Genomic DNA, 12,728 nt, shown 5'->3' on the forward strand with positions numbered 1-12,728 from the left:
CTCGCGGGTCCTATCGAGATCTAGCTCAATGATCCAATCATTTATCTGAATTTCTTTAACCATCTATGAATGTCTCCCTCATATACTGGGTTTGACGAATTGCACATAACGTTCTTGTGTTCCTGAGCCCGAAAGGCTTAAAGGAGCGAATGCGACTGGGTGGCTTTGCCACTTAGCCTTGCAGGGTTGTCTGCCTGACTTCTCTACCTCGAAATGCCTCGGGCAGACCAAGGAGCGTACGCGACGCAGCAGGAAAACGCTGTTATACGACGGAACTTTGAGATACTCTCAAAAGCTTACTTTTCTGTATTATCAAATCGAAAAATCAGTTTATGTCCGTCAAAAGTATCTCCATACAATTCAGCATAATTCTCTTTACTATAATTAGAAACGGTCTTCCGCCAAAATCTTTGCCCTGTAATGTTTCTTTCAGATGAGTTGGTGAACAATTCCCATCTCCCTTTAAATTGTTCAAACACTTTAATAGCTGCCTGTTCTGCTATACCTTGACCTCTATAAGGGCGGAGTAAAAAGAAATCATTAACAAAATAATCAATCCCCTCTGAACAATGTGGAGGTGTAGCAATAAGGATAAATCCCGCCGGTTTATCTTCTACTAGAATTAAATAGGGGTATAAACAATCAGGCTTCTCCCACCAAATGTTCTGTACCTCATATTGGTCATTCAAAGTTTTATATTCATCACTATCTTCGTAAACACCATGGATATTCGGAAATCTAACATAATGTTCTGACAAATCGTATAGATAAAGCGGGTATAAGTTTTTTATTACATATGCTTCGTTTTTACTGGTTAATTGCACTTTAATCTTCATTGAGCTGCTCCTTAAAAAAAATCACTTCGTTCTGTCGTATAACGTTCTTGTATTCAAGACGTCCAACGAAGTCGGATGTGTCTGCTGAAACGCTTCCACTAAATTCATCCAGCAGACCAAGGCTCCAAAGGAGCCGCAGCTTGAATATTATGTTATACGACGGAATCACGTCTTCGAGTTAACCAACATCCTCTTATATTCTATTCTTTCATTGGTCTGTTAGATGTTCCAAAAGATCTCCAGGCTGGCATCCCAATGCCGTACATAATTTATCAATGACTTCTAACGATACATATTCATTCGTATTGAGCTTTGCCATCGTTGCCGAAGAAATCCCCGTCATTTTCAATAAATTCTGCTTCTTAATCTCCCTGTCAATCAATAATTTTTGAAATGGTTTATAGCTTATCATTTGGTACTCCTTCGTATCGGATTTGAATTTTTCTTTAATTATATGAAAATATATTTTCTTAATCAAAAATATCTTTGATATGTATTGACTATACTTTTTGTTATGATAAAATAATTTTTAACAAGTTAAACTTTTGTTCACAAAATAAAACATGGCGGACGGTGATCATTAATGTACAATTCCTTAGAAGTCTTACTTAATTCGTTGATACGTAATCGGATTGAAGCCTTATATAGCGATCTTCTCAAGAACAACACCATTTATAATCAATTCTCATCTGATCGAAATCTTTACTTCAAACAGTTACATGAACTTCTACCTCAGGATATGCATAAAACTCTGTTTCTTTACGATGATGCAGACCTCTCAGTTCAAACAATCCTAGAACGTGAAATATACTTGCAAGGTTTTAAAGATGCTCTTCAATTACATAATGAATTAAATATAACTTCTAATTGAGAGCCAAACGGCTCTCTTTTCATTAAGGTTTTACTACAAAATATCTAAATGATCTAACTCTTACTTGCATGTACTCGTTCCAATGCTTCGATCCCAATAAATTTTTTTAGAGATCTTGGAAATATCTCTTCTCCGAAATTCGACTTTTCTTGAAGTTTAGTCCATATACCTAAACTGCTTTTATCATTAGATTCATAACCAATAACAGATTCTAATTTAGGAATATTAAAATGTATCTTTTCGAGAGAAGCTTCTTTGATTAATCCCCAATTCGTAGTAATCATTCCTCGCTTTGTTGCTTCACTTAAAGGATCTCCTTTAGAATTAAACGCTTTGAGTTCTGCTATTTTTGTGGTATATAATTCGCTTTTATACAAATCTTCAAGGGAATCAAATGAAAGCTCCGAAGTGAAATTTTCCCTAAAGTCAAAATCATTGATACAAAAGAAGTCTACTCCAAGATGTTTGCATAACTTAATTAAAAATCTAGCCGTAATTTTTCCGTGATGAGGAATTATAGAGATATTTTTAAAGTTCAGGTATGTTTCTGAATACATAGCATCATTTGTTAGTGAAAAAACTAATTTCTTTATAATCTCTTTATAGGTCAACAAGTCATTTGGACCTTCTACTAGGATCACTTTTTGACTAAACACTATTTTATTCAGATTTGGTTCAATCATTTTAATATAATTATTAAAGTCAGCTATTTTGTGCAATGAGAAGCCTTCTAGGCCATCATCTGCGATACTTTCATTTGGATTGTTGTATTTCAAAATTGTTTCGCTGTCTTCTTCGTTATATTCAAAGCGAATAAGCCCTCTTGTGTCAAAAGCATCTATCATTTTATCAGAATGAGTGCTATATATAACTTGATGTCCTTTTTCTGCCAAGTTACAGAGAACAGTTTTATAAAAGTACTCTTGATGATTTTCATGCAAAAAGCTTTCAGGTTCTTCAAATAAAAAGAGGCATTGATCGCTCTTGTTACTTTCAGCAATTGCTTGAATGATAGCCATAACAAACATAGAAATATATCCATCACCGAAATGATCTATTGGGATAAGATTTTCAGTATCTCCATTCAAACCAATTTTGAATATCATATCTAAGAAAATATTCTCGTAATCAGGCAACCCAAAGTCTATGAAAAAGTTGCTGTCTCTCAAATTTTTCGAATAATTAGACCTTATATCCTCAAGAAAACTATGTAACTTTGAATCTGCAAGCACCTTATTGGTTGATTCCTTAACTTCTCCTTCGAAAACTTTTCTTTTCCCTTCCATATTTTTATCTTTTTCAACTATTTTCTTAATATGTTTCGCTAAAAATGAAGTAAGGTTACCCCAGTTCGTCTTTTTTGTTGACAATTCTTTTTTCACTTCATGAAAATTCACATAAAAAATCTTAAAATACTTTGCTGCACCTGAAGCGTATGAGTTTTTTGATTGTTGCTCCTTATCACAAAAGGAACGGATATTGACATCTTCAATTTCATTGTCAACTACGCTTATATGTAATGAATGAAATCCTTTAAGCTCTGCTTCGTGCCCGTCTCCTTTAACTTCTATGCTACTTGAAATTTCAGTTTCAATAGAAGGCTTATTATTGTAATCACGATTATGAAAATCATTAATGTTAAATGTATCTTTGTTAACACTCTTCTCTCTAATTCCATATAAAATCGCATTGAGAAAGTTTGTTTTCCCCGAATTGTTGTATCCTACGATAGCCACAGGTTTTTTATGAGTTTGATCAGGGAAAATGATTGTCTGTCTTTTTCCGAATGATCTATAGTTCTCGACGCTAATACTTTTGATTCTAATATAGCTCATAATCAAACGTCTCCTTTTAATTCGTTCTGTCGTATAACGTGTCTGTATTCACGAACCCGAGAACCTTAAGCCCCAACGGGGCGGCCGCGATGCGGTTAGGTTCGCAGGGTTGTCCGCCTGAATCCGCTTCTTTGCTATATCCTCGGGCGGACCGAGGGCCGAATGGCCAAAGCGTGAATATGGTGTTATCTGATGCCAGCGACACCATTGAATTACTTTCAATTTCTTTAGATCCATTTAAAAAATGTTTTATGATTCACCTCAATATTGTTATTCTTTGCCCATTCTATTAAGGTATTTATTTCTTTATTGAGGTTACTAAATTTAAAGCATAATCCTATTGGGACAATTCTATTTTTCTTTGGTTTAATTCCAATTATGCAATTGCCTTCAATATATATCCGCCTTATATCATTGGCTTCTAATTGATTATTTTTGATAATCAATACTTTACTATCGAGTAGTAGTAGCCTGGGTTTAAGAAGTCTCCTTATAACAGCTGCAGCAATGATCAATAGATAGATAATACTAAAAGCTAAATAAAGTAATTTATTGGACCTGTCACTCGTTATAATGATATTTAGAATACATAATAAAGTCAGTATCGACATGCCGATAATTAACCTAATATTTAAAGGATATCTTATATAAGTTTTCATTTATTCTCCTTTCGCTGGTTTCAGATAACGTTTCTGTATTCACGACGTCCGACAGAGTCGGATGTGTCCGGGTGCCTCTGCCTCCTCGAATACCTTCTGCCGGACCGAGGGCCGAATGGCCCGATGCATGAATATTATGTTATATGTAGTCGAGTCTTCTTGAGCTGCCATCAAAAGGTTAATAATATAATTCTAAATCATTGCTCTTTTTTATGTCTTACTTCATCTATTTATTGGATTATTGAGTTTCAGGGAGCTAAATTTGCGACGCTGATAGTTGAGAGACAACCCATTAACCAAGTTCAGAATCATCAAAATCATCTTCTTCCAATTCCTCATTCTCAAAAACATAGTTCGATAGAAATGATCTTCCATTTATAATATTTTCAAACCCATTTCCTATCGCTAGAACAGTACAATATATTATCAACTCGTTTCTTGATCTTGTAATGGATCTAGAAACACAATATGCAGTAACAACACTTCGACTAGAAAGATGGGACTTTGAACTAGAAGAATTGCAATACCAACTATCAAACTCAAATTCTATTCTTATACCATTAGCTCTTCTATACCCTTTAGTTTGCTGACCAATACCTTCGGCTCTTCCAGAAACATTTTTAAAATAGAACGCTCCTTGAATTATGAAAAAAGTACCCGGGGTAATTAACGCCTCAATTTTACTCTTATTCCAGATATCATTAAGAATCACCGGCTCTAATGTTTGCAATAAACGTTGAAATCCATCTTTAATAAACCTATTTATATATCCACCTTCAAAAAATCCAATCCAATAATATTTTATATCACTTGAAGAAACATTCCACTTTAGTATAGGTTTAAAGGATCCATCTTTGTTTATAAATCCAGCATCTAATAAATAATCATAGTACGAAAGTTCCCAAAGATTTATATCTTTTTGATCGAATAATTCAAAAAGTCTATTTATGTTGAAGTAATCAAAAAAAGAGAACATTGGTTTAGGCAAATCAATTACTACGTTCTTATTCATTTGTTTGACTTCATTATTCCACTGACTTTTAGCATGTATAATTCTTTGTTTTGTTAAATTTATACTTAGTTCATGTCTTGTATGAGCTTCCCCATGGTGTTCAAGACATAGAACCACTAAATTATCTTCATCATGTGATTTAGATTCTTCCCATGGTTCAATATGATGAACAATAATACCTTTACTTTTTTTGCATATGCAGCATGAGTATCTAGATTCATACAAAACTTTATTTAATGTTTTTGAAGGGATCGGAGGTCTTTTCTCCTTATTTATAATTTCAGCAGATTCTTGGCTAAACCCTAATTCTAATAGTTCCTCTACTTTCATTTGTTTTAGTTTTTCAAGTGAGTACCCATTAGAGACTATTTTTTTTGCAAAATCATCAGAAATTCCTCTTTGCATTAATGCTCTAACTGTTGAATTCAATCGTTTTCACCTCTCATAAATAAAGCAATAAAAAAATCTAAGAATTAGGCTCTTCGATAAGCAGAAAACAAAACTTGATCAGAAATTAATTAAATGTACTACTGACTATATTTGTGGTAGTATTAATTCCATTTAATCTGCTCGATTTCATATAACTCCCATTCTACGAATGTCGCAAAATCTCCTTTTGTATCAACTTTTACGAATTTCGTATAATTTCCCAATCCATACCGTTTTACGAATATCGTATCACATGCTCCTACTTTTATGTATCAAGGCTGTGCTATCGAAGCCTCAAAGCCCTCAAGAAGTGCAAGATGCTGCCTCTTTTCGAAAAACGCACAATCAAATCCGCATGTTTTTTTAATTCCTTGATGAACTCAGCCTTCAACCCTTTACTAAACCATACCTCATAGTAATCCTTATTTTACCATCCTTTTGTGCCATTCCCCCAGATATTTCTCTCCTTAACCCAAAACTCCCCTGGAAGCTTACGCTTTCCAAGGGAGTTTCTCACGATACATATGTAGGCTGCTGATCAATCAACGAAAAAATCGGGTTCGGGCCGGATCTTGCTTTTCAGCTGTCTAAGATTGTATTCCATTTTGAGTACGATTTCTTCGACTTGCTTCGGATCGATCGCGAAACGCTCAGGTTCGGGCCGGGAGGTTGACTTCATGTCGCGCAGCGCGAGCTGCTGCTCCTGCCATTTATCCATTAAATCAGAGATGGTCGCGTAAAATCGTTCATAATCGCTAATAACTTCATCCAGGTAGGAATCCACCTCTTCCGGATCGTACCCCCTAAGCTTGGTGTTGAACACTTTTTCGTGTATCGAAAGAGCATCCAATTGTATACCCAGCTGCTTAAACAGCTTTTTCTGTTTATCCAGTCGGCGCTGCATATGTTCATCCATTGCCAATACCTCCAAATCGGTTGCTACTCAAACGGGTCATCATTTAAAATATACTTCCCCTTTATTTTTTATATCACAACCAGAGATAATATGAAAATGGTTCAGCGGTTTTTTGGAGGATGTTCCAAAGAAATTGCACTCCGTCGCTTGATTTGCATGCATTGACTTATAAATGCAATGTGTTATTATCAATATATGAGTACATATTCATACGTTATAAAGTTACACTATACTTTCAATTGATCACAGGAAACAGGAGGTCTATATCATGTCAGCTTCACATTCCCATCACCATTCACACGAAGGTCATGGTCATCATCACGGTCCTGCCAACTATAACGGAGCATTTCTGATTGGCATCGTGCTGAATACGGTTTTTGTCATTGTAGAGGCCGCATACGGTTATCTCAGCCATTCCTTGTCTCTGGTCGCGGATGCCGGTCATAATTTGAGTGATGTTCTTGCGCTTGTTCTGGCCTGGGCAGCCAGCATCCTTTCCAAAAAGGTTCCTACGGAGCGCAGAACTTATGGTTACCGTCGTTCGTCCATTTTAGCCGCATTATTTAATGCCATTTTCCTGCTGGCTGCCATATTCATCATTGCCTGGGAGGCGATCCGCCGATTCGCTGATCCCGAGCCTGTTACCGGTTCGACGGTCATATGGGTGGCTGCTATAGGCATCGCCATTAATGCCGCGACTGCGCTGCTCTTTGTTTCCGGCCGAAAAGGCGACCTCAACGTCCGCGGTGCTTTCCTTCATATGGCGGCAGACGCAGGCGTCTCGCTTGGGGTGGTCATTGCAGGCATCCTGATTATGTTTACCGGCTGGCAGTGGCTGGACCCCGTGGTCAGTCTCCTGATCGTTCTCGTCATCTTCATCAGTACGTGGAACCTGCTGAAGGACTCCCTGAACATGGCTCTTGATAGCGTGCCGCCTGAGATCGATGCAGCAGCCATACGGGCCTATCTGGCATCTATTCCATCCGTGACGGATGTGCATGATCTCCATATATGGGGAATGAGCACCACGGAAACCGCACTGACTGCGCATCTGGTCGTTTCGGAACCGGAAAGCAATGATCGGATCATACAGCAGGCGACGCACGAGCTGCACGAACGATTCGGGATCGAACACCCCACGCTGCAAATTGAATACGGATCTTTCCCTTGCCGTTTGGCAGGAGAATCCACCATCTAAGCCTGATTGCCCCATACCGCTTTAGGGTAAGAAAACAGTACAGACACTTATCCTAAACAATGCTGAAGGGAGTTTTATCCATGAGTCATTTAAGCAGCGCTCAGCTTCAGGAGCTCAAACATACACTTCTTGAGGAAAAAAAAGAACTGGAACATCATTTTATAACGAACGGCGAAGAGGATGCCAGCCATGGCGAATCCTTGACCGATTCTACGGGCGACCTTTCCACGGTAGATAACCACCCGGCGGATCAAGGAACGGACGTATTCGAACGCGAGCGCGATCTTGCGGTGAATAACACGCTGAACGATGAACTGGATCAGATCAACGCAGCTTTGAAGCGGATGGAAAAAGGTAATTATGGTATCTGCGAAGTATGCGGACAGGACATTCCTTTCGAACGTCTCCAGGCCATCCCGTTTACGGCCTTCTGCGTTGATGATTCTCCGGAGCAATCTTTGCGAGATGACCGTCCCGTCGAGGAACAGGTAATGACTCCCCCGCCGTCCGGAGCTGGTGAAGGCAGGCAGGAGCATGATCGGCGTTTTGACGACGCGGATGCCTGGGAAGCCGTTGAAGATTATGGCACCTCCAATTCGCCGGCCATGGCAGCCAAACGTGATGTCGAAGATTACGATGATGGCATGTGAATCAATAAATCCCCGTTTCTCTTCGTGAGAGACGGGGATTTTACACATCGTTCAAGATTGCGCCGATCCGATAACAATTCGCATCTTTTCCCTGGCAGCCTGCATGCAGGCTTCTATGGCTTTCATGTTGCTAACCGCATCTTCGGGACCAAAAGGCATCATTTCGTCTCTTAGCACAGCATCCGCAAAAGCATCCGCCTCAAGCGCGAAAGAATTGAAGACGCCCAGGCGCTCTTCCCTCCGCGTGTCCCCTGCATACACGATCAGCTGGGGAGGCTCTTCGTCGTGCTCCCAGCCGAATGCGAGCGGCAATTCGATCCGTCCTTCGCTTCCCTGCACTTCGAGCATGCAGTGAGGAGAAGCGGACATTCCGCATTGGAACGTAAGTGCAACGTCAGCGGGAAATTCGAGCAACCCCGAGGCCATCAGATCAATCTCATGCTCGGGCGAAAAAAAGGCATGTACCGATGCCGCAACCGGTTCTTCGCCAAGAATCATCCGTGCCGCTGAAATGGGATAGCAACCCACATCATAAATCGAACCGCCGCCCATATGCTTTTGGTACCTGACATTCGTCGTATCCTTGATATCGTTATACGTAAAACATCCATGTATTCCCCGAATAAGGCCAATCTCTCCGCTCTCCACGATCTCACGGATCCGGCGGTGTTTAGGATGGTGACGGTACATGAAGGCTTCTGCGAAAATGATGCCTGCCTCGCGGCATGCCTTCACCATTTCCTCAGCCTCCGCCGCATTTAATGCCGCAGGTTTCTCGCATAACACATGCTTGCCCGCCTGAGCGGCTTTAAGGGTCCATTCCCTGTGGAGATGGTTCGGCAGCGGAATATACACCGCATCGACTTCAGGATCCCGCAGCAACTCCTCATAGCTGCCGTAGGAGGCCGGAATATCGAACTTCTCTGCTGTTTCTGCTGCTTTATGCGGCTGACGGCTTGCAATGGCTTGTACAATACAATGGCGCGAGCTCTGAACTCCGGGTATAAACGCGGTTTGCGCGATGCTGGCTGTACCCAATATTCCCCAGCGAAGCTTCTTTTCCATAACTCCTTCTCCTCCTTCGGTCTTATGAGATGCCTGCTCTATATTGCTAGTAGTTATCCGTGACCGCCTTATTTAACATTCCCAGACACCGGTCTAAATCAGTTTTGACCTGCTTCTTGTACAGTTTGGCCTTTTCCGGGCCATCGGCTGTAAAGTGATACAGCACGATCTCCTGGAAATCCACGCGCGGATCATTCCCTTTGAGCTGCTTGGTACGGTAGAATACGCCCTCCTGAACAAGCTCATGCAGTGCCCGGTAAATTTCGCTTTGCGGAGGAGCGTAGCCATAGCTTTTGAATTCCTGCCTCATCTCCTCCAGCATTTGATACCCGTAACCCCGGTGCTGTTCCACCATTGTAATGAGATACGTTTTAATAAAAGCACGCTGGGCAATCATAAAAGCCACACCGTCTCCCCCTTTGCCTCTTTTCCTTCATTAACCAATTCAAATCCATTATAAACGACTATTTTCCAAATTGCATAACATGAAATCTTCATCGAAAAAGCTTGATATAGGCCTTTGGGCACTTTTTCAACTTTACCGATGTAAAATGCAAGTACTACGCATGAAATCCTTGCATGCAGTAGAATAAAAGCGCTTGTTTTCTATTATGAATTTTTCATATGATGAAATAATAATATTACAACCAAAAAAGAACCTGCCGCTGCATTGCTGCCATCTTTCTTGTAGCTTCGGATGGCTTTATGCAGGACAGGTTCCTTCGTTTGTTTTCATCAAGATCAACGATCATCAGACTTCAGTCAACGGAATGTACGGTGGTCTTCCCCTGTACAGCTACAGGGCGACGACGCTTAACGCGCGAGGAAACGCCAACCGTCCATTTGCCAAAAGGCAAATAAGATAGCGCAATCGTCACGGCGTAAGATAAAACGATGCAGATCAGAAAGGACATCAGCATTCGCAGCGTGATATTCCAGCCAACGAATAGCCTGGCGTCCACCTTGTAGCTCATCTTCAGCATGAAGGCATGAGCAAGATAAGCCCCGTACGAATAACGTCCAAGCAGGTTCATCAGTTTCAGTCCGGCAGGGCCGGAAGCCTCTGTTCGTTTCTTCGACCACGCATAGAATACGAAAACGGAGCTGACAAGAAACAGTGTAATCAGCGGCCGCAAAAGATTAAGCTGGTTGAACGTGATATGAAATTCGGGCGGAACCCCGAAGCTTCGTACCGTCGAATACGTATAGTAACCGAACAGCAGGATGAAAACCGTCCAATAAACCTTTCTTCCTTTTTGCAGCCAGACATACCAGCGTTCCCGGTACATGCCGGCCGCTGCGCCGAGCAGGAAATAAACAAGAAAGTACAGAAAATTGCGATCAGCATACTTCGTGAAGAACGGCGTGAGAAAAGGAATATCGGCGGTCGTCATCCCATCTCCTATCCGGAACAATTCGTAGAGCAGCAGCAAACATACCGCACCCGCTCCGGATAATGCCCAGGCCCGCCAGCGAAATGGAATCTTCGCGGCACCTATGCGCATGACATATCTGAATAACGGAAACAACAGGTAAAACTGAAAAATCATGACGATGTACCACAAATGATAGCTGTTCTTACCCGTCACTAGCATGATGGCCCATTGCCCAAGATCCGAAAGACTCCAGGCGGGATTCATGTAGAAATAAAAGGCCGACCACAATATATAAGGAAGCAGTACATCCACAAACCTTTTCCGCATAAAAGTGCCGTATCGAATCGGACCGTCGTAGTTGTAGAAAAGAACCAGACCCGTAATAAATATAAACATCGGAACGGCAAACTTGGATGCCGTCAACAGCAGCGTCATCATGACGCTGTCTTCCATTTTGACTCCGTCCACAATGGAATAGTGCGCGATGGCATGTTGAAGGGCTACCGCCAGAAAGGCCAGCCCGCGAAGCAGTTCGATTTCGTGTATTCTGGCTTTTTTCGGCATAACTCGCCTCCGTTCTGAAGAGTCGCATCATAAAGTATAAACCGTCTGAGGTTCAAGCTAAACGAAAAAAGAGCGTCAGCCAGAATATATCATCCGGCGCGCTCTTTTGACAAATCATTTTAATATTTTTTGGGGATTAGTCCATAGTTTACACGTTCAGGCACTTCAATAAGAAATAACCGTAAGGCTTTGTCTCCCGCATGCAGCGTGAGGGTCTCATCCTGATCCGAATTCAGTAGCATAAAATCCCGCTCATGGAATCCTTCCTTGTGCTCTGCATGATCCTCCCAGCTTCCTTCACCACTTACTGCAAGGACAGCCAAGGTTTTCCCTTTAATCAACGGATGATGGAATTGGTGTTGAGGCTGAAGTTCGACGTCCCACATCTGCGCTTCGGCGGTCAATTGAATCGGCGAGCCTTCGCCAAGTAACTGCTTCACGCGGCTCCCTTCCTGAATCTTAACGGGAAACTCCGCATGATCATGTTGCTCGTAGGCTGGGTTCTTCTTGGCCTCCTGCTGCAGGTCAGGCTCAAACCAGATTTGGAAAGCCTCCATATCCGGCCCTAGAAACCGCTCCTCGTGGCTTACACCGCTGCCTGCTTTGATCAATTGAACACCGCCCTCCCCAACGATGCTGCGTGTTCCCAGGGAGTCCCCATGCTCTGCCGAACCCTTCAAAACATATGTCATGATCTCAAAACCGTAATGGGGGTGAAGCGGAATATAACCTTCCTGCGGCGTATGGGCCCATGCCCAATAGAACAAGGGTCCGACGCGGTTGATCACTGCTCCCTCTCCAGGGAAACCGATTGGTTTCTGTTCGGTAATTTTACCGCCGTCGAAAGCGCCCTTACCCTGCATCGACGGAGTATACAATCGCATTCTCATCGTAAACACTCCCCTTATTAGTCACTTTAAATTTCATTAAAACAAATGATACGCTCCAGGTCCTGTGAATGCGACGCCGACAACCACTGCGATCAGAATCAGGTTGTATTCAAAGCCGTTTGCTGTAGCCCAGAAGCCATTTTTGCCATGGACCGTTACAATCGCCCCAATCATCGTCAATGCGATCATTAAGGCAGCCACGGGAGTCCATACGCCTGCTGCGAAGAGCAGACCGCCCAGCAGTTCGAACAAGCCGGTTACGATGGCCGCCGGAAGCGCAGGCTTCACATTCATGGAACCTAACCAGCCAGCCGTTCCCTTGATACCGGGACCTCCAAACCAGCCAAACAATTTTTGAGCCCCATGTCCCGCAAATGTCAATCCAACAATCAATCGAATAATAAGCAAACCGAATCCTACCATTTTA

At 41.9% G+C, this 12,728-nt stretch carries 13 protein-coding genes; 3 read left to right on the plus strand and 10 right to left on the minus strand.

Annotated features, from left to right (window positions below; genetic code table 11):
• Positions 1 to 296: 296 nt before the first annotated feature.
• The gene (locus GRF59_RS07130) at positions 297 to 836 is read right to left on the minus strand and encodes a GNAT family N-acetyltransferase (protein ID WP_160496908.1); all 540 of its coding nucleotides are present in this window, start codon (positions 834 to 836) and stop codon (positions 297 to 299) included.
• A 208-nt stretch (positions 837 to 1,044) separates the two neighbouring features.
• The gene (locus GRF59_RS07135) at positions 1,045 to 1,248 is read right to left on the minus strand and encodes a helix-turn-helix domain-containing protein (protein ID WP_160496909.1); all 204 of its coding nucleotides are present in this window, start codon (positions 1,246 to 1,248) and stop codon (positions 1,045 to 1,047) included.
• Between the two features lie 171 nt (positions 1,249 to 1,419).
• Between GRF59_RS07135 and GRF59_RS29680 the strand changes: the two genes are divergently transcribed.
• On the plus strand, positions 1,420 to 1,707 hold the full coding sequence (locus GRF59_RS29680; RefSeq protein ID WP_237391668.1) for a hypothetical protein: 288 nt from the start codon (positions 1,420 to 1,422) through the stop codon (positions 1,705 to 1,707).
• 53 nt (positions 1,708 to 1,760) lie between these two features.
• Here GRF59_RS29680 and GRF59_RS07140 read toward each other — a convergent pair whose 3' ends face one another.
• From GRF59_RS07140 to GRF59_RS07150, 3 genes are all read right to left on the minus strand, one after another.
• Positions 1,761 to 3,542, minus strand: coding sequence for an ATP-dependent nuclease (locus GRF59_RS07140; RefSeq protein ID WP_160496910.1), 1,782 nt, complete (start codon positions 3,540 to 3,542; stop codon positions 1,761 to 1,763).
• Between the two features lie 951 nt (positions 3,543 to 4,493).
• Positions 4,494 to 5,642 (minus strand): HNH endonuclease, encoded by a 1,149-nt coding sequence (locus GRF59_RS07145; protein ID WP_160496911.1) that lies wholly within the window; start codon positions 5,640 to 5,642, stop codon positions 4,494 to 4,496.
• A gap of 538 nt (positions 5,643 to 6,180) precedes the next feature.
• Complete coding sequence (locus tag GRF59_RS07150; RefSeq protein ID WP_160496912.1) at positions 6,181 to 6,558, minus strand: DivIVA domain-containing protein; 378 nt, start codon at positions 6,556 to 6,558, stop codon at positions 6,181 to 6,183.
• Between the two features lie 268 nt (positions 6,559 to 6,826).
• Here GRF59_RS07150 and GRF59_RS07155 point away from each other — a divergent pair, with 268 nt between their 5' ends.
• Both GRF59_RS07155 and GRF59_RS07160 read left to right on the plus strand, forming a co-directional pair.
• Entirely contained in the window at positions 6,827 to 7,756 is a 930-nt protein-coding gene (locus tag GRF59_RS07155) for a cation diffusion facilitator family transporter (protein WP_160496913.1), read from the plus strand.
• 80 nt (positions 7,757 to 7,836) lie between these two features.
• Positions 7,837 to 8,406 carry a TraR/DksA C4-type zinc finger protein gene (locus GRF59_RS07160; protein ID WP_160496914.1) on the plus strand — a complete coding sequence of 190 codons (570 nt, stop codon included), beginning with the start codon at positions 7,837 to 7,839 and terminating at the stop codon, positions 8,404 to 8,406.
• A gap of 51 nt (positions 8,407 to 8,457) precedes the next feature.
• Here GRF59_RS07160 and GRF59_RS07165 read toward each other — a convergent pair whose 3' ends face one another.
• The 5 genes from GRF59_RS07165 to GRF59_RS07185 all read right to left on the minus strand — a co-directional run bounded on the left by GRF59_RS07165 (position 8,458) and on the right by GRF59_RS07185 (position 12,724).
• Positions 8,458 to 9,471 carry a Gfo/Idh/MocA family protein gene (locus tag GRF59_RS07165; RefSeq protein WP_160496915.1) on the minus strand — a complete coding sequence of 338 codons (1,014 nt, stop codon included), beginning with the start codon at positions 9,469 to 9,471 and terminating at the stop codon, positions 8,458 to 8,460.
• 46 nt (positions 9,472 to 9,517) lie between these two features.
• Positions 9,518 to 9,877 carry a helix-turn-helix transcriptional regulator gene (locus GRF59_RS07170; protein ID WP_160496916.1) on the minus strand — a complete coding sequence of 120 codons (360 nt, stop codon included), beginning with the start codon at positions 9,875 to 9,877 and terminating at the stop codon, positions 9,518 to 9,520.
• Between the two features lie 352 nt (positions 9,878 to 10,229).
• The gene (locus GRF59_RS07175) at positions 10,230 to 11,411 is read right to left on the minus strand and encodes an acyltransferase (RefSeq protein WP_160496917.1); all 1,182 of its coding nucleotides are present in this window, start codon (positions 11,409 to 11,411) and stop codon (positions 10,230 to 10,232) included.
• A gap of 119 nt (positions 11,412 to 11,530) precedes the next feature.
• Entirely contained in the window at positions 11,531 to 12,301 is a 771-nt protein-coding gene (locus GRF59_RS07180) for a pirin family protein (RefSeq protein ID WP_160496918.1), read from the minus strand.
• A 36-nt stretch (positions 12,302 to 12,337) separates the two neighbouring features.
• Positions 12,338 to 12,724 (minus strand): DoxX family protein, encoded by a 387-nt coding sequence (locus tag GRF59_RS07185; protein ID WP_160496919.1) that lies wholly within the window; start codon positions 12,722 to 12,724, stop codon positions 12,338 to 12,340.
• Positions 12,725 to 12,728: the final 4 nt, after the last annotated feature.

The organism is Paenibacillus dendrobii (assembly GCF_009807035.1).
GTDB lineage: Bacteria > Bacillota > Bacilli > Paenibacillales > Paenibacillaceae > Paenibacillus_AQ > Paenibacillus_AQ dendrobii.

What these genes read in the sequence shown, in the direction of transcription:
- GRF59_RS07185 (WP_160496919.1), bottom strand. Translation starts at nt 12,724, where the DNA reads ATGGTAGGATTCGGTTTGCTTATTATTCGATTGATTGTTGGATTGACA.
- GRF59_RS07130 (WP_160496908.1), bottom strand. Translation starts at nt 836, where the DNA reads ATGAAGATTAAAGTGCAATTAACCAGTAAAAACGAAGCATATGTAATA.
- GRF59_RS07175 (WP_160496917.1), bottom strand. Translation starts at nt 11,411, where the DNA reads ATGCCGAAAAAAGCCAGAATACACGAAATCGAACTGCTTCGCGGGCTG.
- GRF59_RS07150 (WP_160496912.1), bottom strand. Translation starts at nt 6,558, where the DNA reads ATGGATGAACATATGCAGCGCCGACTGGATAAACAGAAAAAGCTGTTT.
- GRF59_RS07160 (WP_160496914.1), top strand. Translation starts at nt 7,837, where the DNA reads ATGAGTCATTTAAGCAGCGCTCAGCTTCAGGAGCTCAAACATACACTT.
- GRF59_RS07140 (WP_160496910.1), bottom strand. Translation starts at nt 3,542, where the DNA reads ATGAGCTATATTAGAATCAAAAGTATTAGCGTCGAGAACTATAGATCA.
- GRF59_RS07180 (WP_160496918.1), bottom strand. Translation starts at nt 12,301, where the DNA reads ATGAGAATGCGATTGTATACTCCGTCGATGCAGGGTAAGGGCGCTTTC.
- GRF59_RS07155 (WP_160496913.1), top strand. Translation starts at nt 6,827, where the DNA reads ATGTCAGCTTCACATTCCCATCACCATTCACACGAAGGTCATGGTCAT.
- GRF59_RS07165 (WP_160496915.1), bottom strand. Translation starts at nt 9,471, where the DNA reads ATGGAAAAGAAGCTTCGCTGGGGAATATTGGGTACAGCCAGCATCGCG.
- GRF59_RS07135 (WP_160496909.1), bottom strand. Translation starts at nt 1,248, where the DNA reads ATGATAAGCTATAAACCATTTCAAAAATTATTGATTGACAGGGAGATT.
- GRF59_RS29680 (WP_237391668.1), top strand. Translation starts at nt 1,420, where the DNA reads ATGTACAATTCCTTAGAAGTCTTACTTAATTCGTTGATACGTAATCGG.